This window comes from Rhodoferax sp. GW821-FHT09E07, assembly GCF_059416145.1.
The window spans coordinates 294,910-314,389 of record NZ_JBWKOP010000008.1 but is presented as its reverse complement, the minus strand read 5'-3'; the positions used below and the strand labels follow the sequence as shown (position 1 = coordinate 314,389).

The following is a 19,480-nucleotide window of genomic DNA, read 5'->3' as shown; positions in this document are numbered from 1 at the left end:
GCCTACTTGGCCGCCGGTTTGGCTGGCAGCGCCGGCAACACCGGTGCCTCGTTGATGGGCACCAGTGTGCTGGCTTCGGGTTGGCCGCTTTGCTGGCCGCTGCGCATTTGCTCGTAGCGGTCGTTGGACAGGGCCTGGCTGGCGGCGGCGTCGCGCACCACTACGGGCCGCAGGAACACCATCAGGTTGGTCTTCTTGCGGCTGCGCGCTTCGCTCTTGAACAGGTTGCCGAAGAAGGGCAGGTCGCCCAGGCCGGGCACCTTTTCCTGGTTGCCGGCGTACTCGTCCTGCAGCAGGCCGCCCAACACCACGACGGCGCCGTCTTCCACCAGCACGTTGGATTCGATCGTGCGCTTGTTGGTGGTGGGGCCGTTGGTGGCGTTGGCGGTGGAGGCCAACACGCTGGACACCTCCTGGAAGATGGCCAGCTTCACGGTACCGTTCTCGCTGATCTGGGGCTTGACCTTGAGTGTCAGGCCCACGTCCTTGCGCTCAATGGTCTGGAAGGGGTTGACCGTGCCGTTGTTGCCGCCACCGGTGTTGGTGAACTGGCCCGTCACAAAGGGCACGTTCTGGCCAATGACGATCTTGGCCTCTTCGTTGTCCAGCGTCAGCAGGTTGGGCGTGGAGAGCACATTGCCGGCGCCCGATTCTTCGAGGAAACGCGCCAGAAAGCCCAGCACGTAGACGCCATTGGTCTTGTTGGCGGCACCCAGGTTGAACCCGCGCGAGGGCGCCACCGTGCCCGTTGCACCCTGCGTGGCCAGGTTGATGATGTTCTTGCCACCGCTGCCAAAGTTGGTGCCCAGGAGGCCAATCACGCTGTCGCCCGCATTGCCCAGCGCGCCCTGCCACTGGATGCCGAACTCGGCCGCCTTGTCGGCGCTCACTTCGGCAATCAGGCTTTCCACATAGACCTGGGCGCGGCGTGCGTCCAGCTTGTCGATGACGGCGCGCAGCTGGCGGTACTGCGGTTCGCTGGCGGTGATGATGAGCGAGTTGGTGGCCGGGTCGGCCTGAATCTGGCCGCCCGTGCTGGGCACGTTGGCCGCGGCCGTGGTGGTGGCACCACCGGGGCCAGCGGGCGCTGGCGTGGCGGCCACGGGCGCCCGTGCCTCGCTGCTGATGGCGGCGCGCAGCGTGGTGGCCAGCTGGGCGGCGTTGGCGTTCTTCAGGTAGACCACATAGATGTTGCCGGCTGCGCCGTTGCCACCCGCGGTGGGCTGGTCCAGCTTGCTGATTAGCGAGCGGGCCAGGGTGAGGCGTGCCTGGTTGGCTGCGCGCACGATGAGGGCGTTGCTGCGCGGCTCGGCCAGCACTGCGGTCTTGAAGCTGGCGTCGGCCTGGCCGCCACCGGGCGTGCCCGTGCTCTCCAGCAGGCGCAGCACCAGCGGCGCCAGATCGCTGGCGTTGGCGTGCTGCACAGGGATGACTTCCACATCGGTGGCATTGGGCACATCCAGCGCCGCGACCACGCGCGAGAGGCGGCGCAGGTTGTCGGCGTAGTCGGTGATCACCAGCGAGTTGGTCGCGGGGTTCACGTTGATGGGGTTGTTGGGGTTGATCAGCGGGCGCAGCACGGCCACCAGGTTGTTGGCGTTCTCGTACTGTAGCTTGATGATCTGCGTGACCAGCTGGTTGCCCGGGCCCTGCGGGCTGCCCGAATCGGTGGCGGAGACTACGCCGCCTTGCAGCTTGGCATCGGCCTCTGGCACGATCTTGTCCAGCCCTTCGGTCTGCACCACGGCAAAGCCCTGCAGGCGTAGCGTGCCCAGGAACTGGTTGTAGGCCACGGCGGGCGACACGGGGGCTTCGGTGGTCAGCGTGATGGTGCCTTTGACGCGCGGGTCCACCACCACGTTGCGCCCGGTCAGCATGGCCATGGTGCGGGCCACGGCCTCGATGTCGGCATTGCTGAAGTTCAGGGTGATGGGTTCACCGCGCTTCACGGGAGCCGTCTGCGCCCACGCTTGTGTGCCAAACAGGCCGCTAGCCCCCATGAACAATGCGCCTGCAGCTAGCAAATGCATAGCAAGCCGCGTGCGCTTCGGAAGGGTAGAGAGGGAAGGGGACTGGTGCATGCGGTTAACCCACGTGGATGATGGAGCGCGCGCCGTCGCGCCGTCCGATGATGTTGAGCAGATTGGCCAGCGCGTCTTCGCGGCCTGCGGCGGCGCGCGCTTCGCCCTCAAATTGCAGCCGGCCCTGCAGCCACTGGCCGCGGCCCTGCAGCTGCAGCGCGCCATCCAGCGTTTGCAGTGCCAGCGTGGGCGCGTCACCGCCCAGCAGTTCAATCCGGTAACTGCCCACGGGTTGCAGCGGTGTGAGGCGCGTGCGCATCTGCAGCGCGTCGATCTGCAGGCGGCCTTGTAGCGCCAGCGCGCCGGGCTGCCATTGCAGGGTCAGACCCTGGGGCTGCAAGGCCAGCGTGCCTTGCAGCTGGATGGTGTTCCACGGCGTGCCCAAGCCGGCCAGCAGTGCGCTGGGCAGGCGGATGGCCTGCCCAGCGTCGAGGTCGGATGTACGCAATTGCACGGCACGCGTAGCGGCCTCCAGGGTCAGGTCCCAGGGCGTGGTCATGCAGCACGGCGCGTGCAGACGCAGCGCAGCACCCAGCCACTGCGGGCGCAGGCGCCACTCCAGCCGTCCGGGTAGTGCGGTGGCCACAGCGGGGTCGGCTCCCAGCACCAGTTGGGCGCTGCCCTGCCACACGGTGCCCTGGGGCTGCAGCAGTTGCACGCGCTGCTGGCTGGCCTGTGCCACGCCCCAGGCCAACCAACGCGCAGGCGCAAAAAGAGCGGTGGCCATGAGTCCGCCGGCCAGCACACCCGCCATGGCCCACGTCCATGGCGCGCCACGCCGGTGTGGGGCAGCCAGGGAGAGGGGGGCGGACAAGGCAGCCATGGTGTGGAGTGCGGTCAATTGCCCGGCAGGGGGAGTTGCAGCGTGCCGTTCCAGTTGCCCTTGGCATCGCGGCTCAGGTTCGCCTGGCTGGGGGCCAGCCGCGCCTCGGTACGTGCCCGGGCCAGCCATTGGGCCAGCGCCTGCGGGCTGGCGCCGCGCAGTGTGACCGTGGCCAGGGTGCCTTGCACCACCAGGCTGCCGCTGGTGCCCAGCCCGCCCAGCGTGCTTTGCAGGGCTTGCTGGGCGGCAGCGTTGGACAGCGGGGGTTGGGCCAGCAGGGTCTGGGCCTCGGCCTGCAGGCTGCGCATGGTTTGCAGTTGGGCCTCCAGCCGCGGGGCCTGGGTTTCCCACTGGCGCAGGCTGCGCAGCGCCGGGGCCACGCCCACCCACCACAGCAGGGCCACCGCGACCAGCGCCATCGCAATGCCGAGCATGCGCTGTTCACGCGCAGCGCGTTGGCCCCACCAGCGGCGCAGCGACGCGCTCATGGCGTACTCCGCGGGCTGAGCTGTAGCGTGTCGCCTTCTTGGCGGGCACTGTAGCCCCGTGCTTGCAACTGGTTTTGCAACGCGGGCAGCTGTTCAGGGGCCAGGGTCAGACCGCGCACGCGCAGATAGCCTGCTACGAAATCAATAGCTGCAGGCGAAGATTTTTCGGGGGCTAGCGCCTCAAAACCCTCCACACCTCCCAGCGCGGCCAGCTGGCTCTCCAGGTCGCGTGCCGAAGCGTTGCCGCTGGCCTGCCACAAGCTGGCCACGCCACGCTCCATCTGCAGGGGGGCGTCCACCACCACGGGGGTTTTGGGGAAGGTGGCCAGCAGTGTGGCCTGCATGGCGCTGCGCTGCTGTGCGAGCTGGCTGTTCGCTTGCCAGGCCGCCACGTTCAGCCCGAGCAATTGCACCCCCAGCAGGGCCGCGGCGGCCCAGCGTGCCGGGCGCCATTGCGGGGCATGCCATAGGGTGGCTGCGGTTTGCTGCAGACGGCGCGTGGCCGGGTGGCTGCGTGCCATGTCGCCCTGGGCCAGGTCCCAGTCGCTGTGGGTGCAGTGCTGCAGGCGCTCTTCCCGCGAGAGCACATGCACCTCGCCGCGGTGAAGAGCTTCGGCCAAACCGGCCACTGCGGGCTCAGCCTGCACGGTCAACGGGTGCCAGGATTCTGGAATGGCGGCGGACGACGGGTGGTTCGCCGATAGCGGCCGCAGGTGCACGCCATCGCCATCCACCCACACGGCTTGGGCGGCGTCGGCGTTGCCGGTGACCCACAGGGTGTTGGTGTCTGCTTGCGGCGCCCATTCAGGCACCACAGCGCTGGCCTGGTGGCCTGCCTGCTCCAGTGCCAGCAGCGCCTGGCGCAACCAGGTGCGTGCGCAGGCGGCCACCCACACGGGGCCTTGGAGGGCGGGCGCCGGCTCCAGGGCAAAGTGCACCTGGGCGGGGTCGTCCAGCAATTGGTCCTCCAGCAGGCCCTCCAGCACCGTCCGCAGGCGCGGGCCCTGGCGTTGCACGCCCGCTGGCAGCTGCACGCGGTGCCACGACAAGGCCTGTGCCGGCACCACTGCCGTGATGTGGCCGGCACGCGGTGCGGCTCCCGCGCCCACCCATTCCCACTGCGCCACGGGGGTGGCAGTCAGGTCGGCAGGCAAGGGCAACAGGACAAGCGGGCGGGTCATGGAAGGGGGGGCAAAGGGGCGTTTCATTGTACGGACGCCACCTCGGGCGCCAGACGCTCTTTCCATAGGGGTTTTACCAGCAGGCCTTCGCGTTGCACCACGGTGCGTTCCTGGGTGTCCAGCGTGCCCAGGCGCAGGCGTGCGCGCACTTCGAAGTAGCGCGAGTTCACGCTGTGCTGCGTGTCCACCGCGACCAGGCCCGGCATCCCCGCGGCCTGCACGGCCTCGGCCAGCGAGTGGAAGGGGTTGAGCACGCGTGCGGTTGCCAGGCGCTGCGCACCGGCTGCGTCCAGGCCCAGGCAGGCCTGCAGCAGTACGGGTGGTGCAGTGTTGAGGTTTACCGGTGTGCGCTCGGGCAATAGCACTACGTAGGGTTGCAGCGCGCGCACCGTGGCAGGTGAGAGGCCCAGCCAGCCCAGCTGCTCTGCACTACGGGGCAACAGCGGGTGCGGCTGGTTGGTAGCAGTCGGGGTGTCGGGCGGCTCCAGCGCCAGCTGCAGGTTGCGCACCAGCACTCGCGACTCGGTGGGTGGCAAGTGCAGCGCCTCAAACAGGCGCGTGACGGTCTGCAGCGTGGCCGCATGGGGGCGCCCCTCTTGCACCAGGTTGAGCAGGTTCAGCCGTGCCTGGAGGTCCAGGATCTGGCCGGACAGGCTGGCGTCCTGTAGCGCATCCAGCGCACCGGTCCCTTCACTGGCCAGAAAGGCTGAGAGCTTGGCGTCCTGCAGGGGCACGGCCCAGGGTTCGGCCAGGTGGTCGATGGCGCCGGTGCGCGCGTCTTCGCGCAGGATCAGGCGCGCCCAATCCACCGCGCCCTGCAGGATCCAGCTGGCCTGGGTGCGCTGGCGTTCGGCGGTTTCCACCTCCAGCGTGCGCCACTGTTGCCACAGTGCGGCGCTGCTGATCGCCGCCACCAGTGTGACCAGCAGCATGGCGGTGAGGATGGCGGCGCCACGTTGGCGCGGCCCGCGCATCATGGTGTGCCTCCGCTGTTGGCGCGTGCCCAGTCGCGTATCACCGCGCCGGCCAGCGGGTGGGGTTGCGACACGGTGAGTACCAAGCGCACGCCGTCGGGAACATTGGCCGCGGGCTCGGCGCCTGCGGCATTGCTGCCCGCGCTGGAGAGTGGGTTGCTCCAGGCGCCGCCGCGGAAGAAAAACAGCTGCCACTGGTCCAAGGCGGCAATGCGCACCTCGCGTATGCGCACGCCGTCGGCGCTGTCGGCACCAGCGCCCTGCAGCCAGCCATCGGCCGCGGCCCAGGCAGCGGTCCATTCTTCCCGCGTGCGCACGGGGGCGGACTGCCAGCGCAGCCACTGGGCGCGGCCCTCGCGCTCGGCGCGCGTCCAGGCCACCACCTGCGCACCAGCGCTGTCGCCCGACGCGGCGCGGCGTGTCAGGCGCAGTGCGCGGCCGTCCCATTCCAGCGTACGGGTTTGGGGCAGCTCGGTCAGCGCGTCCAGGTCGCTGGTCCATTGCGAGAGGCCAGCGTCCAGCGCCAGCACGGCGTCGGCATGTTCACGGTTGCTGTCCATGGCCTGCTGCATGCCGGCCAGTGCACGCCAGCCCATGACGGCCATCAGCGCCATCACGCCCAGTGCCACGAGCAACTCGATGAGGGTGAAGCCGCGCGGGCCGCGAAGCCTTCGCATCAGTAGCGCCCCACCACGGTGCCCAGCTGAAGCAGGGGCATGCCGTCCAGTGCCACGCGCGCTTCCACGCGGCGGAAGTTGGGGTTGGGTGTGGGCTGCACCAGCAGCCGCAGGTCCAGCGTGCGGCCGGCCTGTTCGCAGGTGCGAGTGCTGTCGCCCACGTCGGGCAGCTGGCGCGAGAGGCGCACCTGGGCCAGCGCATTGTCGGCACACAGCTGGGCCAGCACACGCTCGGTTTGGCGGCTGGTGTTGCGCGTCATGGACGAGGTGGCTTGCAGGCCCGCAATCAGCGTCACGGCCACGATGGCCAGCGCCACCAGCACCTCAATCAGGGTGAAGCCCTGCAGTCTGTGGTGCGCAATGGTCATGGCGCGCTGCTGCGCACAGCAAAGGGCCGCACGCCATCGGTGGCCACCCACAGGCTACGCTCTGGCCGGTCCTGCTTCCACAGGCGCACGGCCTGGGGCGGCAGCAGGGGGTCAGGGCCCAGCAGCAGGGCATCGCTTTGGGCTTGCGTGCCCGCGGTTTGCCAGGTGGTGGGCAGGGGCGGTGTGTCTTTCACTGGCGGCAGGCCTTCGATCACAAAGCCTTGTGCCGTGGGGCGCCACTGCACCGGGCGACCACTGGCACGGGACTGGGCGCGGGCGGATTCCAGCAGCGCGGCCAAGCGCTGGGCTTCCTGGTCCAACTGGGACTGTGCTGCATCGCGCAGCGCAAAGGCCACCCCCGCTGCGGCCACTCCCACGATGGCGACCACCAGCAGGAGTTCGAGCAGGGTGAAGCCGCGCGGTCTCACCAGTTCCCGATGTCGGCGTCTTTGCCGTCGCCGCCCGCCTGGCCATCGGCGCCAAAGCTCATCACGTCGATCTCGCCCTTGAGACCAGGGCTCAGGTACAGGTAGGCGCGGCCCCAGGGGTCGTTGGGTAACTTGTCCAGGTAGGGGCGCCAGTTGGGCGGCACTGCGCCGGTGGTGGGTTTGGCCACCAGAGCTTGCAGGCCCTGCTCACCGCTGGGGTAGCGCTGGTTGTCCAGCTTGTAGAGCTTGAGCGCTTGGGTGAGGTTGGCAATGTCGGTTTTGGCAGCGGCCACGCGGGCGTCGTCGGCACGGTCCAGCACGTTGGGCACGATGAGCGCGGCCAGCACACCGATGATGACCAGCACCACCATGAGCTCGATCAGGGTAAAGCCGCGGGCAAGTGCAGTAGGGCGGGAGGCAATGCGCATGGTGTGGAAGCCGAGGTGGTGTGCGTTGGACGGGGCGCCTGCCAAGGCAGTGCGCATGGGCCTTCCATGATAATGCGCCGCATGGTCCTGTCTGCCCCTTCCCTGTGGTGGCCGCGTTTGGCGGCATTCGTCCTGGCGGCGCTGGCGGCTGCCAGCGCCGCTGTATGGGGTTTGCGCGTGGCCGCGCCGGTGCAGGCCAGCAGCATTGCAGCCGTGGTTGCCCCAGTAGTGGCGCCGGATGCTGTGGCCGTGGCCCGCGCACTGGGCGGTGCAGCAATAGGCGATGCCCCCGCAACGGCGCAGGCCGCGCCGGTGCTGGAGTCGGCACGCTTTGCGCTCATGGGCGTAGTAGCCCAGCCCAACGCTAAAGGCGCAGCCCTGGTGTCGGTGGATGGCAAGCCCGCCAAGCCCTACACCGTGGGTGCCGCGGTGGTGGATGGTTGGACGCTGCAGTCGGTGCAGGGGCGCCGTGCCACGCTGGCACGCAACGGTGCGGAAATGGTGCTGGAGCTGCCGGCCTTGGTGCAGGCGCCACTGGGTGTGTCTGCCGCGGCGGTGCCAGTGGCCAAAGCGGCGGTAGCTGCGCCCGCCCAGTCCATGGCGGCCGCTGTGGCGGCAGCCCAATCCGCATCTGGCAAACCTGTCGATACGCTGACTGCCACCCCCGCGCTTACCATCAAAGGGAAAACAGCGCCCTAGCCCCCGTGGAATATGCGCGAGCAGCTACTTTTTTGGTAGCAAGCGCTCAGCGCTGCAGGAACATACGGTACACCGGGTTCGCGGTTTCTTCCACATACGGGTAGTCCAGCGTTTCCAGAAACTGGGCAAACGCCTGGTTGTCCGCCGCAGGCACTTGCAGGCCTACCAGAATGCGCCCGTAGTCGGCACCCTGGTTGCGGTAGTGGAACAGGCTGATGTTCCAGCCCGGGCGCATCAGGCTCAGGAACTTCATCAGCGCGCCGGGCCGTTCGGGGAACACAAAGCGCAGCAGGCGTTCGTCCTGTGCCAGGCTGGAGATGCCACCCACCATGTGGCGGATGTGCTCCTTGGCCAGCTCGTCGTGCGTGAGGTCCAGGGTCTGGAAGCCGTTCTTCTCGAAGTTCTTTGCCACCTTGGCCGATTCACCCTTGCCCTGCGTGCTCAGGCCCACAAACACATGGGCCTTGGCCGCGTCGCTGATGCGGTAGTTGAACTCGGTCACATTGCGTGTGCCGCCCGGCAGCTCGCCAATCAGCTCGCAAAAGCGCTTGAAGCTGCCGCGCTCCTCGGGGATCGTCACCGCAAACAGCGCTTCGCGCTCCTCGCCCACCTCGGCGCGCTCGGCGACAAAACGCAGGCGGTCGAAGTTCATGTTGGCGCCGCACAAAATGGCGGCGTAGGTCTCGCCCTTGGTCTTGTGCGTGGCCACGTACTGCTTGATGGCCGCCACGGCCAGCGCGCCGGCGGGCTCCACGATGGAGCGGGTGTCCACGAAGATGTCCTTGATGGCTGCGCACACCGCATCGGTGTCCACGGTCACATAGTCGTCCACCAGGTTGCTGGCAATGCGGAAGGTTTCCTCGCCCACCAGCTTCACGGCCGTACCGTCGGAGAACAGGCCCACGTCGGGCAGCGTCACGCGCTGCTTGGCGTCCACCGACTGGATCATGGCGTTGGAGTCGTTCATCTGCACACCAATGACCTTGACGCCTGGCGCCACAGCCTTGATGTAGTTGGCCACGCCCGAGATCAGGCCGCCGCCGCCGATGGCCACAAACACGGCGTCCAGGCCGGGGCCGGTTTTGCTGCCGGTTTTGTGGCCGGACTTGGCCGCCTTGTCGGCGCCCAAGGTCTGCACCTGGCGCATGATTTCCATCGCTACCGTGCCCTGGCCCGCGATCACGTCCGGATCGTCAAACGGGTGGACAAAGGTCAGGCCCTCCTTTTCCTGCAAGGTCACCGCGTGGCCATAGGCGTCGGAATAGCTCTCGCCAAACAGCACCACTTCACCCCCAAAGCCGCGTACCGCATCCACCTTGAGCTGCGGCGTGGTGGTGGGCATCACGATGACCGAGCGCACTCCCATGCGGCTGGCGGACAGGGCCACACCTTGGGCGTGGTTGCCGGCCGACGCGCAGATCACGCCTTTGGCGATTTGCTCGGGCGGCATCTGCGCCATCTTGTTGTAGGCGCCGCGCAGCTTGAAGCTGCGCACGGGTTGCTGGTCTTCGCGCTTGAAGAGCACGGTGTTGTGCAGGCGGCGGCTCAGGGCGCGGGCGGGCTCCAGCGCGGTCTCGCTGGCCACGTCGTAGACGCGCGCTGTCAGGATCTTTTTGAGGTAATCCGCCGGGGTGAGGTGGGGGGCTGGGGTCTGCTGGGGGGAACTCACGGGGCTACACTCCGATATGAATATGCGAAAACGCAATTGGACAGCTCCGCGCGGGGCTGCTAGATTGCATTGTAGCGGACTGTTTTTGGCCCCGCGCGGGGCAATTTATTGAAGGATGAGAACCATGGAATGTACAGTGAGCTGGACCGGCGCCTTGAATACCCGTTCAGGGATGGGCTTTGTAGCCGAGACGGGCAGCGGCCATATCTTGACGATGGATGGCGCGCCTGACGCTGCCAAGCCCGAGAATGGTGGCCAAAACTTGGCACCACGCCCTATGGAAACCGTGCTGGCCGGCACTGGCGGCTGCACCGCCTATGACGTGGTGCTGATTCTCAAGCGCGGCCGCCATGACATCCGTGGCTGCACCGTCAAGCTCACCACCGAGCGCGCCGAGGTCGATCCCAAGGTGTTCACCAAGATCCACATGCAGTTCACCGTGACCGGCAAGGGCATTCCCGCCAGCGCTGTGGAGCGTGCCATTGCGATGAGCCACGAAAAATATTGTTCCGCCAGCATCATGCTGGGCAAAACGGCGGAGATCACGACCGGGTTCGACCTGGTCGAGGCGTAAACAGTCGTTAAATCCGCTCCGCCACAGTGGTCATCACCTTGGCGGCGGCGCGCATTAATTCCTTTACGGGCGGAGGTAGCTCCACAGCGCCTGCGGCCAGCGCATCTTGGGCATGACGCAGCTCGTCATCGTGCATTTGCGCCACGATGGCGCGCGAAGCGTGGTCCCCCTCTGGCAGCAGAGTCAGGTGACTCTGCAGGTGGGCACCCACCTGTTTCTCCGTTTCCACCACAAATCCCAAGCTGACGGCATCGCCCATGCGTCCAGCCAGCAGTCCCAGTCCAAACGCGCCGGCGTACCACAACGGGTTCAGCAGTGAAGGCCGTGCTCCCAGTTCCTCCAGGCGTTGGGCCGTCCAGGCCAAATGGTCGGTTTCTTCCAGCGAGGCCTGTGTAAAGTGCGCCCGCAGACCGGCGTTGGGTGTGGCCAAGGCCTGGGCGGTGTACAGCGCCTGTGCACAGACCTCCCCCACATGGTTTACCCGCATCAACCCTGCCGCTTTGCGTTTCTCGTCGTCCGTCAATGTGGATGCATGTTCTGGCACGGTGGGGCAGGGATGTGCGGCGTGTGGCTGGGCAAACAGGGTGCGTAGCGCGGCGTCGGCCGTAGCCAGGACGCTATCTAGAGGGGTGTGGCGAGTAGGCATGGACTGAGTCTAGCGGGGCGGCAGTTTTGGGGTTCTGCGCTAGGACAAACAAATTGTTGCAACCCAACAACGGTAACTTCGAAAGAGCAGATTTTTTGTCTGTTTTCTTTGCCAAAGCAGGGGCGGTCTGGTGCAATAGCTACAACTTCCTGGACAAGGAGGTTGGCCCGGGGTTCCGAACAATCGGTCCGGAGCCCTATGTTTAACCTTGGAGTATTTCTACATGAAAAAGACCCTCATCGCTTTGGCAGTTCTGGCTGCTTCCGGCGCTTCCTTCGCTCAAGCTACCATCTCTGGTAACTACACCTTCGGTTACGCACAAACTTCCGGTGGCGGCGTTGCTCAGTCTTCTGGTATCGGTACAGACACTTCCGACATCAACTTCGCAGCTTCCGAAGATCTGGGTGGTGGCCTGAAGGCTTCTGCCAAGATGGGCATCAGCAACGCTAACCGTAAGCAAGCCGTTGTTGGTAACACTGCTTCCGTATCCATCGGTACCAGCGCTTTCACGCTGACCGGCGGTACTATTGAATCCACCAACGGCCTGCTGGCTATCGGTTCTTCTGGCGCTTCCGGCTACGGTCTGGACGGCAAGGTGATTTCTGGTTCCACCACTATCGACGTGCTGGCTCTGGCAGTGCCTTTGTCTTCTGCATTCACTCTGGGTGCTTCTTACGTTGACCGTGGCGCTGCCGCTGGTGACGACTCCGCTGGCCTGGGCCAAGGTTCCTCCGGTACCGCTGGTGCACAACCTTCGTTCACTATTGGCGTAACATACGCTGCTGGTCCTTTGGCTGCTAAGCTGGATGCCACTAACTGGGGTCGTCAAAATGACACCGACGTGACATCCAACATCAACAAGAACCGTTACCGCCTGTCTGCTGGTTACGACTTTGGCGTGGCTCGCTTGAGCGGTGGTTACTCCAACCTGAGCACCACTACGAGCGTTACTGATACTGAAACTTTGATCGGTTTGAAAGTGCCCGCTGGCGCTTTGACATTCGGTATCGACTACGGTCAACGTACTCGTACTAATACACAAGATGTGACCGGCTACTCTCTGGGCGTTCAGTACGATCTGAGCAAGCGCACCAACGTTTCCACCAGCTACGCTTCCTGGAAGCAAGCTCTTACTGCTTCCACAGCTGCTCCAGTGGAATCTCAGCAAGGTTTCCGCGTGTACCTGTCTCACTCCTTCTAATTCACGGCTGGCGTAAGCCAGCTTGGATTTGAAATGTGAAAAAGCCTGCCGGGCAACCGGCAGGCTTTTTTTATGGGTGTTTTAAAAATGGGAAACCGAGCCGCGGAGGCTTGCCTAAAAGCTTAGGCGTAGCGCTTATTACGCAGGTTGTGTTTCATCTCACGCAGCAGAGGCTGCAGCTTGTTGCTGCCAATGCGCAGGGCCACGCAGGTGGCGAGGATGTCGATGATCATCAAGTGCAGCAGGCGTGACACCATGGGGCTGTAGCGGTCGAAGCCTTCAGGGTGGTCGGCGCTCAGGTGAATGTGGCCAGCGCTGGCCAAGGGCGAGCCACTGGCGGTGATGACGATGGTGGTGGCGCCGTTTTTGCGGGCAATGTCGCAGGCGTCCATCAGGTCGCGCGTGCGGCCAGAGTTGCTGATGACGACCACGCAGTCGCCAAGCCCCAGGATGGAAGCACTCATGACTTGCATGTGGCCATCGCTGTATGCGGTGGTGTTGATGCCTAGGCGGAAGAACTTGTGTTGGGCGTCTTGCGCCACGATGCCGGAGTTGCCGACACCAAAGAACTGGATCTGTTTGCCAGCGCTGTAAGCATCGACCAGCGCTGTGACGGCCTTGTCGATGGCCAGCGTGGAAGCGTCGTTGCGGTATTTGAGGAAGGCAGCTACCGTGTTGTCGATGACCTTGACCATGACATCACCAACCTTGTCGTCAGCGTCCACACTGCGGTGGATGAAGGGCACGCCTTCATTGACGGTGCCCGCCAGTTTCAGCTTGAAATCCGAAAGACCGTCATAGCCTACGCTGCGGCAAAACCGCACCACCGTGGGTTTGCTCACATGGGCGCGATCGGCCAACTCGCTGACGGGCAGCTTGGCAAATGCGCGGGGGTCTGCCAGGCAGAGTTTGCCCACCCGCTGTTCGGCGGGTGCAAGGGATGGCAGCGAGGCTTTGATTCGGTCCAACATAGGGTTCAGCTTTCTTCGCTCCAGCAGAAGCCGTCGCGTGCAATCATGGCGCTGGAGGCGCTAGGGCCCCAAGTGCCAGCCGCGTACAGACGCGGACCTTGCGTGTCCGCCGCCCAGTGTTCCAGCATGGGCTCGACCCAGCGCCAGGCTTCTTCTTGCTCGTCGCTGCGCACAAAGAGGTTTAGGCGACCGTCAATCACGTCCAGCAGCAGGCGTTCGTAGGCGCCCACGCGTTCAGAACCAAAGCGCTTGTCAAAGTCCAAGTCCAGCTGTACGGGCGCCAGCGTTTGCGAAGCGGTGGTGCGCGACTGGCGGTTGTCCTGGCCCTGAGCCAGCAAATGCAGCTCTAGCCCATCTTTGGGTTGCAGGTTGATGATGAGACGGTTGGCTGCGCCTTCGTTGGAATCGTAGATGGCGTGCGGCGTGGGACGGAAGTTGATGACGATGCGCGCATCGCGACCTGCCAGACGCTTGCCCGTGCGGATGTAGAACGGCACGCCCGCCCAGCGCCAGTTGGCGATCTCGGTACGCAGGGCGACAAAGGTCTCGGTGTTGCTCTTGGGATTGACACCGGTTTCTTCGCGGTAGCCCGGCACCTTGTTGCCGCCGCTGGTACCCGCGGAGTACTGGCCGCGCACCACGTCCTGTTTCAGCGTCTCCGCCGTCCAGGGCTTGAGCGAACGCAACACCTTGAGCTTTTCGTCGCGAATGGCGTCGGCGTGCGAGTTGATCGGAGGTTCCATGGCAATCGCGCACAGCAGTTGCAGCGCGTGGTTTTGCACCATGTCGCGCAGCGCGCCGGTGGTCTCGTAAAACGCGCCGCGGCTTTCCACACCCAGGTCTTCGGCGATGGTGATCTGGATGTTGGCGATGTGTTCACGGCGCCACAGTGGTTCAAACAAGGCGTTGCCAAAGCGCATGGCAAACAGGTTCTGCACCGAAGGCTTGCCCAGGTAATGGTCGATGCGGAAGATCTGCTTCTCTTCGAAGAAGCGGCGCACCGTCTGGTTAATCGCGCGGTTGGACGCCAGGTCATGGCCCAACGGCTTTTCCAGCACCACGCGGGTCTTGGGCGTGTTCAGACCGGCAGCGGCCAGCTGTTCGCACACATTGGTGAACAGGCTGGGCGCAGTGGCCACGTAGATCACCACGCTGTCGGCATTGCGGGTGTTCAGGGTTTCGGCCAGGGCCGCGTAATCATCGGGCTTGGACAGGTCCATGCGCTGGAATTCGAGGATGGCGGCAAAGCGGGCAAACTCTTCAGCGCTGGGGCGCTTGGCCAGTTCCACCTTCTCGAAGCGGGACTGGATCAGCGCGCGGTATTGTTCGTGGCTCAGGCTGTCACGGCCGACGCCGATGATGCGTCCACCTTCTGGCAGGGAGCCGTGGCGGAACGCCTGGAACAACGCGGGCATCAACTTGCGCCAGGCCAAATCGCCGGTGCCGCCAAACATGACTAGATCAAAGCTCATAAGACAGGTGGTACGTTTAAGAGTTACATGAAAGATGACGTTGTAATGTAACTTTGTTTCATTGATAATTCAAGGGGACAAACTGCAAGAGATTGCTGGTTTATCCCTAGTCTTCAACCTTGGCCTTTGGCCCGCGCCCTCCATGAACCAACTCGACGCACTCAAACAATTCACCACCGTGGTGGCTGACACCGGCGACTTCAAACAGCTGGACGCTTTCAAGCCCCAGGATGCGACCACCAACCCTTCGCTGATCCTGAAGGCGGTGCAGAAGGCCGACTACGCCCCCCTGGTGAAAGATACGGTGAACCAGTTTCGTGGCCGCGCCATGGACGAGATCGTGGACCGTCTGCTGGTGCGCTTTGGCTGCGAAATCCTCTCCATCATCCCTGGCCGCGTGTCCACCGAAGTGGATGCCCGCCTGAGCTTTGACACCAACGCCACCGTGGCCCGTGGCGAACGCCTGATCGAGCTGTACCAGGCCCAAGGCATCCATTCCGACCGCGTGCTGATCAAGGTCGCCTCCACCTGGGAAGGCATCAAGGCCGCCGAGCAACTGGAGCGCAAGGGCATCCGTACCAACCTGACCCTGCTGTTCGCGTTCTGCCAGGCTGTGGCGTGTGGCCAGGCCAAGGTGCAGCTGATTTCCCCGTTTGTCGGCCGTATCTACGATTGGTACAAAAAGAACGCCGGCGCCGCCTGGGTGGAAGCCGACAACGCGCTTGCGAACGACCCCGGCGTGAAGTCCGTGGCGCAGATCTACAACTATTACAAGAAGTTCGGTATCCAAACCGAGGTGATGGGCGCGAGCTTCCGCAACGTGGGCCAGATCACGGCCCTGGCCGGTTGCGACCTGCTGACGATCAGCCCCGACCTGCTGGCCATCCTGGCCGCCACCGACGCACCGCTGACCCAGGCCCTGAACGCCGATACGGCCAAGGACCTGGCACTGGAGCACGTGAGCTACGACGAAGCCAGCTTCCGCCTCGCGCTGAACAACGACGCCATGGCGACCGAGAAGCTGGCCGAAGGCATCCGCGCGTTCTGCGTGGACGCTGTGAAGCTGGAACAGCTGTTGTTGGCAGCGTAAGGGGCGGGCGACATGGCACGTACCCGTTGTGACCGCACGCCCGCCTGGGGTGCTCTGCAAGCTGCCTACGATGCGTCGGGCAAAGCACTGGATGTGCGCGAGGCCTTCAAGGCCGACGCTCAGCGTTTTGGCCGCTTCAGCCAGGAGGCGCCTTATGTGTTTGCCGACCTGTCGAAGAACCGCATCGACGCGGCGACCGAAGCCCTGTTGTTCGACCTGGCGCGCCAAAGCGGCGTGCTGGAACACCGCGACGCGATGTTCGCGGGCCAGAAGATCAACAACACCGAGCAACGCGAGGTCTGGCACGTTCTGTTGCGAAATCCACCCGGAGCCCCCGTCAACTATGCGGGAGCAGCTACGGAATTTGTAGCGGGTGAGCAGGCCAAGGTGCATGCTACGCTGGACGCCATGCTGGCCTACGCCGAAAAGGTGCGGGCTGATCAAGCCATCACCGACGTGGTGAACATCGGCATTGGCGGCTCTGACCTGGGCCCGCAAATGGCGGTGCTGGCGCTGGACGCCTTTGCCACCACCGGCAAGCGCCTGCATTTCGTGAGCAATGTGGATGGCCATGAACTGGCCGCCAAGCTGCCGCACCTGAAGGCCGAGAGCACGGTCTTCCTGATCGCCAGCAAGACCTTCACCACCATCGAGACCATGACCAACGCCGCCTCGGCCAAGGCCTGGTTCGAATCGCAGGGCGGCACCGACATTGCGCGCCACTTTGCCGCGCTGACGACCAACGTGCCCGCGGCGAATGCCTTTGGCATCACCACCACCTTTGGCTTTTGGGACTGGGTGGGCGGCCGCTATTCCATGTGGTCGGCCATTGGCCTGCCGATTGCCATCGCCATCGGCGCTCAGGGCTTCCGCGAATTTCTGGCCGGTGCGCACGCCATGGACGAGCACTTCCGCACCGCGCCGCTGGAAAGCAATCTGCCGGTGCGCCTGGGTCTGCTGGACATCTGGTACCGCAACTTCCACGGCTTCACCAGCCGCAGCATTGCGCCTTACCACAGCGCGCTGCGCCGCGTGCCGGCCTACCTGCAGCAGCTGGAGATGGAAAGCAATGGCAAGCGCGTGGACGCCTCGGGCGAAGCGCTGCCGTTTGGCACCTCGCCCGTGTTGTGGGGCGAGCCTGGCACCAACGGCCAGCACGCCTATTTCCAGATGCTGCACCAGGGGACCGACGTGGTGCCCATGGAGTTCATCGCCGTCAAAAATGCGCGTCACGACTTGAAGGGCCATCAGCCGCTGCTGTTGGCCAATGTGCTGGCGCAAGCCCAGGCCCTGCTGCAGGGCAAGAGCGATGCCGGCGGCCACAAGCATTTCACGGGCAACCGCCCCAGCACCTTCCTGTTGCTGGATGACCTGACCCCCGCCGCATTGGGCGCGCTGATTGCATTGCAGGAGCACCGCGTGTTTGTGAGTGGAAGCCTGTGGGGCATCAACAGCTTTGACCAGTGGGGCGTGGAGCTCGGCAAGGTGCTGGCCAAGGAGATTGAGCCGCGCCTGGCCTCGGGTGATGTCACTGGGCTGGATGGCTCCACCGCCGGCTTGCTGGCGCGCTTGCGGAGCTGACCCTTTGCCTGTGCGTTGTCTGGCACTCGCACAGCACGCAGGCGCACGGCGGCGGGCTCATACTGCCAAACGCGCAGAAATCGCCCGCCACCGCGCCCCTGCATGCTGCGGGGCGTTGGGTGGCGTAGATCTCATCTCTCCATGAGTATTTCCCTTTCGCTTGCGCAAGCCCGCAACTTGCACCTCGCAGCGCAGGGCCTATTGCAGCCACCCACGCGGGTCGCCAAACGCGCTGACGTGGCGGCCTGCATTCAGCGCATGGCGCTGCTGCAGATCGACACCATCCATGTGGTGTCGCGCAGTCCCTACCTTGTCCTGCATTCCCGCTTGGGGGACTACCCACGCGAATGGCTGGAAGACACGCTGGCCGCCGCCCAGGTGTTTGAAACCTGGGCCCACGAGGCCTGCTTTGCGCATGTGGAGGACCTGCACGTCCACCGCAGCTACAACCGCCATACCCGCCGCCACTGGGGTCTGGCCAAGGCAGCAGAGAGCCATGCGGCGCAGCGCCCGCACCTGGACAAGTTGCTGGAACACATCCGCGCGAATGGACCGGTGAAGTCATCCGACTTTGAACGGCCCGAGGGCAAGGGCGGCGCCTGGTGGGGTTGGAAGGACGAGAAGCGCTGGCTGGAAGCCCTGTTTGCATTGGGCGAACTGATGATTGCGCGGCGCGAGAATTTCCACCGCGTGTATGACCTCAGCGAACGCGTGGCGCCCCAGCTGCTACAGCACACCCCCCAGCACAGCGAGGCTGCGCTGCATGCGCAACTCATCGAAAAATCGGTCACGGCGCTGGGGATCACCCAGGCGCGCTGGATCCACGACTACTTCCGTACCAAGCCTCGACTCAAGGATGTGGACCTGGACGTACTGGTGGGCACCGGCACCCTGGAGCGCGTGGCAGTGGACGGCTGGGACGCGCCCGGCTATGTGCACGCCAGCCATGCCGCACTGCTGAAGAAGGCCCGCGCCGGCACGCTGCAGGCCACGCACACTGCGCTGCTGTCGCCGTTTGACCCCGTGGTGTGGGACCGCGAGCGTGGTTCCACCCTATTTGATTTTGACTACCGGCTGGAGTGCTACACGCCTGAAGAGAAGCGTGTCTACGGCTATTTTGTGCTGCCCATTTTGTGCCGTGGCGAACTCATAGGCCGGCTGGACGCCAAGGCGCACCGTGCCGATGGCGTGTTTGAGGTGCGGGCCCTGTATGCCCAGCCCGGCCTGGTGTGGACCGACGAGCAGATCGCTAACGTGGCTCACGCCATCCAGCGCAGCGCCAGCTGGCACGGCACGCCGCAGGTGCGCATCACCCAGACGCAACCCGCCAAGCTGGCCGCCCCATTGCGGCGTGCCCTGAAGAATTTGAAACTCGAAAGACCTGACGCATGAACGTGGTGTTTGACTTTGGTGCGGTGCTGTTCACCTGGCGCCCGGTGGACCTGGTGGCCGAATGCTTTCCCGAACGCGCGCCCACAGCCGCGCAGGCCGGTCACCTGGCGCACGAGGTGTTCGGCCACGCCGACTGGCAGGGGTTCGATCGCGGTGCGGTCTCCATGCCCGAGGTGATAGACCGTACCGTCGCCCGCCTGGGGCTGGACCGGGCGGCGCTGACAAAGCTGGTGGAGAGCATCGGTGAACGGTTGGTTCCCATGCCCGAGTCCATGGCACTGCTGAACCGGCTGGATGCACTGCGCACCCAGCAACAGACCCGGGGTGGCGAGCCGCTGCATCTCTACTTCCTGTCGAACATGCCCGTGCCCTATGCGCGCACGCTGGAGCATCTGCACACCTTTCTGCTGAATTTTGACGGCGGCATTTTTTCGGGCGATGTGCTGCTCATCAAACCCGAGCCCGCCATCTACCAGCTGCTGCAAAGCCGCTATGCACTGGACCCAGCCAAGACGGTGTTCATCGACGACCTGCTGGGCAACATCGAAGCCGCGCGTGCCGAGGGTTGGCACGGCATCCACTTCAAAAATGCCACCCAGGTCACGCAGGATCTGCAGGCCTGGGGTTTAAGCAAAATCGGCCTCTAGCCCCCGTATTTATTGCGCAAGCAGCTATCAAAAACATAGTAATACAGACGTAAAAAAGCCCCGCAAGGCAAAACCTTGCGGGGCTTTCTT

General features: G+C 64.8%; 20 protein-coding genes. 7 read left to right on the top strand and 13 right to left on the bottom strand.

Features of this window, described 5'->3' with window-relative positions:
• Positions 1–2 precede the first annotated feature (2 nt).
• Genes gspD through gspG form a run of 9 tightly spaced genes read right to left on the bottom strand, consistent with a single transcriptional unit; the run spans position 3 to position 7,448 of the window.
• A complete protein-coding gene (gene gspD / locus AC07OE_RS17680; protein ID WP_495071882.1) occupies positions 3–2,030 on the bottom strand; it encodes a type II secretion system secretin GspD in 2,028 nt (675 codons plus the stop codon).
• A 55-nt stretch (positions 2,031–2,085) separates the two neighbouring features.
• On the bottom strand, positions 2,086–2,904 hold the full coding sequence (gene gspN / locus AC07OE_RS17675) for a type II secretion system protein N (protein WP_495071881.1): 819 nt from the start codon (positions 2,902–2,904) through the stop codon (positions 2,086–2,088).
• A 14-nt stretch (positions 2,905–2,918) separates the two neighbouring features.
• Complete coding sequence (locus AC07OE_RS17670; protein WP_495071880.1) at positions 2,919–3,392, bottom strand: type II secretion system protein M; 474 nt, start codon at positions 3,390–3,392, stop codon at positions 2,919–2,921.
• On the bottom strand, positions 3,389–4,573 hold the full coding sequence (gspL, locus tag AC07OE_RS17665) for a type II secretion system protein GspL (protein ID WP_495071879.1): 1,185 nt from the start codon (positions 4,571–4,573) through the stop codon (positions 3,389–3,391). The genes AC07OE_RS17670 and gspL overlap by 4 nt, the downstream gene beginning before the upstream one ends.
• Before the next feature lie 23 nt (positions 4,574–4,596).
• The gene (gene gspK, locus AC07OE_RS17660; protein ID WP_495071878.1) at positions 4,597–5,550 is read right to left on the bottom strand and encodes a type II secretion system minor pseudopilin GspK; all 954 of its coding nucleotides are present in this window, start codon (positions 5,548–5,550) and stop codon (positions 4,597–4,599) included.
• Entirely contained in the window at positions 5,547–6,224 is a 678-nt protein-coding gene (locus tag AC07OE_RS17655) for a PulJ/GspJ family protein (RefSeq protein ID WP_495071877.1), read from the bottom strand. The genes gspK and AC07OE_RS17655 overlap by 4 nt, the downstream gene beginning before the upstream one ends.
• Positions 6,224–6,592, bottom strand: coding sequence for a type II secretion system minor pseudopilin GspI (gene gspI, locus AC07OE_RS17650; RefSeq protein ID WP_495071876.1), 369 nt, complete (start codon positions 6,590–6,592; stop codon positions 6,224–6,226). The genes AC07OE_RS17655 and gspI overlap by 1 nt, the downstream gene beginning before the upstream one ends.
• Positions 6,589–7,020 carry a GspH/FimT family pseudopilin gene (locus AC07OE_RS17645; protein ID WP_495071875.1) on the bottom strand — a complete coding sequence of 144 codons (432 nt, stop codon included), beginning with the start codon at positions 7,018–7,020 and terminating at the stop codon, positions 6,589–6,591. The genes gspI and AC07OE_RS17645 overlap by 4 nt, the downstream gene beginning before the upstream one ends.
• On the bottom strand, positions 7,017–7,448 hold the full coding sequence (gspG, locus tag AC07OE_RS17640) for a type II secretion system major pseudopilin GspG (RefSeq protein WP_495071912.1): 432 nt from the start codon (positions 7,446–7,448) through the stop codon (positions 7,017–7,019). Before gspG ends, AC07OE_RS17645 begins: the two co-directional genes overlap by 4 nt.
• 81 nt (positions 7,449–7,529) lie before the next feature.
• Here gspG and AC07OE_RS17635 point away from each other — a divergent pair, with 81 nt between their 5' ends.
• A complete protein-coding gene (locus AC07OE_RS17635) occupies positions 7,530–8,147 on the top strand; it encodes a type II secretion system protein N (RefSeq protein ID WP_495071874.1) in 618 nt (205 codons plus the stop codon).
• A 46-nt stretch (positions 8,148–8,193) separates the two neighbouring features.
• Here AC07OE_RS17635 and ilvA read toward each other — a convergent pair whose 3' ends face one another.
• Complete coding sequence (gene ilvA / locus AC07OE_RS17630; RefSeq protein WP_495071873.1) at positions 8,194–9,816, bottom strand: threonine ammonia-lyase, biosynthetic; 1,623 nt, start codon at positions 9,814–9,816, stop codon at positions 8,194–8,196.
• 124 nt (positions 9,817–9,940) lie between these two features.
• On the opposite strand from ilvA, the gene AC07OE_RS17625 reads away from it, so the two are divergent.
• Positions 9,941–10,390 carry an OsmC family protein gene (locus tag AC07OE_RS17625; RefSeq protein ID WP_495071872.1) on the top strand — a complete coding sequence of 150 codons (450 nt, stop codon included), beginning with the start codon at positions 9,941–9,943 and terminating at the stop codon, positions 10,388–10,390.
• Between the two features lie 7 nt (positions 10,391–10,397).
• On the opposite strand, the gene coq7 is transcribed toward AC07OE_RS17625, so the two are convergent.
• Positions 10,398–11,036 carry a 2-polyprenyl-3-methyl-6-methoxy-1,4-benzoquinone monooxygenase gene (gene coq7 / locus AC07OE_RS17620; protein ID WP_495071871.1) on the bottom strand — a complete coding sequence of 213 codons (639 nt, stop codon included), beginning with the start codon at positions 11,034–11,036 and terminating at the stop codon, positions 10,398–10,400.
• Positions 11,037–11,259: 223 nt separating this feature from the next.
• On the opposite strand from coq7, the gene AC07OE_RS17615 reads away from it, so the two are divergent.
• On the top strand, positions 11,260–12,237 hold the full coding sequence (locus AC07OE_RS17615) for a porin (protein WP_495071870.1): 978 nt from the start codon (positions 11,260–11,262) through the stop codon (positions 12,235–12,237).
• A 122-nt stretch (positions 12,238–12,359) separates the two neighbouring features.
• Here AC07OE_RS17615 and AC07OE_RS17610 read toward each other — a convergent pair whose 3' ends face one another.
• Both AC07OE_RS17610 and zwf read right to left on the bottom strand, forming a co-directional pair.
• Positions 12,360–13,208, bottom strand: coding sequence for a MurR/RpiR family transcriptional regulator (locus AC07OE_RS17610; RefSeq protein ID WP_495071869.1), 849 nt, complete (start codon positions 13,206–13,208; stop codon positions 12,360–12,362).
• Between the two features lie 5 nt (positions 13,209–13,213).
• The gene (zwf, locus tag AC07OE_RS17605) at positions 13,214–14,680 is read right to left on the bottom strand and encodes a glucose-6-phosphate dehydrogenase (protein ID WP_495071868.1); all 1,467 of its coding nucleotides are present in this window, start codon (positions 14,678–14,680) and stop codon (positions 13,214–13,216) included.
• 142 nt (positions 14,681–14,822) lie between these two features.
• Here zwf and tal point away from each other — a divergent pair, with 142 nt between their 5' ends.
• The 4 genes from tal to AC07OE_RS17585 all read left to right on the top strand — a co-directional run bounded on the left by tal (position 14,823) and on the right by AC07OE_RS17585 (position 19,390).
• A complete protein-coding gene (gene tal, locus AC07OE_RS17600) occupies positions 14,823–15,770 on the top strand; it encodes a transaldolase (RefSeq protein ID WP_495071867.1) in 948 nt (315 codons plus the stop codon).
• A gap of 12 nt (positions 15,771–15,782) precedes the next feature.
• Positions 15,783–17,351 (top strand): glucose-6-phosphate isomerase, encoded by a 1,569-nt coding sequence (gene pgi, locus AC07OE_RS17595; protein ID WP_495071866.1) that lies wholly within the window; start codon positions 15,783–15,785, stop codon positions 17,349–17,351.
• A gap of 141 nt (positions 17,352–17,492) precedes the next feature.
• Positions 17,493–18,743, top strand: coding sequence for a winged helix-turn-helix domain-containing protein (locus tag AC07OE_RS17590; protein WP_495071865.1), 1,251 nt, complete (start codon positions 17,493–17,495; stop codon positions 18,741–18,743).
• Positions 18,740–19,390: an HAD family hydrolase gene (locus AC07OE_RS17585; protein ID WP_495071864.1), complete on the top strand. Its 651-nt coding sequence runs from the start codon at positions 18,740–18,742 to the stop codon at positions 19,388–19,390. Before AC07OE_RS17590 ends, AC07OE_RS17585 begins: the two co-directional genes overlap by 4 nt.
• The last annotated feature ends 90 nt before the right edge of the window (positions 19,391–19,480 follow it).

What these genes read in the sequence shown, in the direction of transcription:
- gspD (WP_495071882.1), bottom strand. Translation starts at nt 2,030, where the DNA reads ATGCATTTGCTAGCTGCAGGCGCATTGTTCATGGGGGCTAGCGGCCTG.
- gspN (WP_495071881.1), bottom strand. Translation starts at nt 2,904, where the DNA reads ATGGCTGCCTTGTCCGCCCCCCTCTCCCTGGCTGCCCCACACCGGCGT.
- AC07OE_RS17670 (WP_495071880.1), bottom strand. Translation starts at nt 3,392, where the DNA reads ATGAGCGCGTCGCTGCGCCGCTGGTGGGGCCAACGCGCTGCGCGTGAA.
- gspL (WP_495071879.1), bottom strand. Translation starts at nt 4,573, where the DNA reads ATGACCCGCCCGCTTGTCCTGTTGCCCTTGCCTGCCGACCTGACTGCC.
- gspK (WP_495071878.1), bottom strand. Translation starts at nt 5,550, where the DNA reads ATGATGCGCGGGCCGCGCCAACGTGGCGCCGCCATCCTCACCGCCATG.
- AC07OE_RS17655 (WP_495071877.1), bottom strand. Translation starts at nt 6,224, where the DNA reads ATGCGAAGGCTTCGCGGCCCGCGCGGCTTCACCCTCATCGAGTTGCTC.
- gspI (WP_495071876.1), bottom strand. Translation starts at nt 6,592, where the DNA reads ATGACCATTGCGCACCACAGACTGCAGGGCTTCACCCTGATTGAGGTG.
- gspG (WP_495071912.1), bottom strand. Translation starts at nt 7,448, where the DNA reads ATGCGCATTGCCTCCCGCCCTACTGCACTTGCCCGCGGCTTTACCCTG.
- AC07OE_RS17635 (WP_495071874.1), top strand. Translation starts at nt 7,530, where the DNA reads ATGGTCCTGTCTGCCCCTTCCCTGTGGTGGCCGCGTTTGGCGGCATTC.
- AC07OE_RS17625 (WP_495071872.1), top strand. Translation starts at nt 9,941, where the DNA reads ATGGAATGTACAGTGAGCTGGACCGGCGCCTTGAATACCCGTTCAGGG.
- coq7 (WP_495071871.1), bottom strand. Translation starts at nt 11,036, where the DNA reads ATGCCTACTCGCCACACCCCTCTAGATAGCGTCCTGGCTACGGCCGAC.
- AC07OE_RS17615 (WP_495071870.1), top strand. Translation starts at nt 11,260, where the DNA reads ATGAAAAAGACCCTCATCGCTTTGGCAGTTCTGGCTGCTTCCGGCGCT.
- AC07OE_RS17610 (WP_495071869.1), bottom strand. Translation starts at nt 13,208, where the DNA reads ATGTTGGACCGAATCAAAGCCTCGCTGCCATCCCTTGCACCCGCCGAA.
- zwf (WP_495071868.1), bottom strand. Translation starts at nt 14,680, where the DNA reads ATGAGCTTTGATCTAGTCATGTTTGGCGGCACCGGCGATTTGGCCTGG.
- tal (WP_495071867.1), top strand. Translation starts at nt 14,823, where the DNA reads ATGAACCAACTCGACGCACTCAAACAATTCACCACCGTGGTGGCTGAC.
- pgi (WP_495071866.1), top strand. Translation starts at nt 15,783, where the DNA reads ATGGCACGTACCCGTTGTGACCGCACGCCCGCCTGGGGTGCTCTGCAA.
- AC07OE_RS17590 (WP_495071865.1), top strand. Translation starts at nt 17,493, where the DNA reads ATGAGTATTTCCCTTTCGCTTGCGCAAGCCCGCAACTTGCACCTCGCA.
- AC07OE_RS17585 (WP_495071864.1), top strand. Translation starts at nt 18,740, where the DNA reads ATGAACGTGGTGTTTGACTTTGGTGCGGTGCTGTTCACCTGGCGCCCG.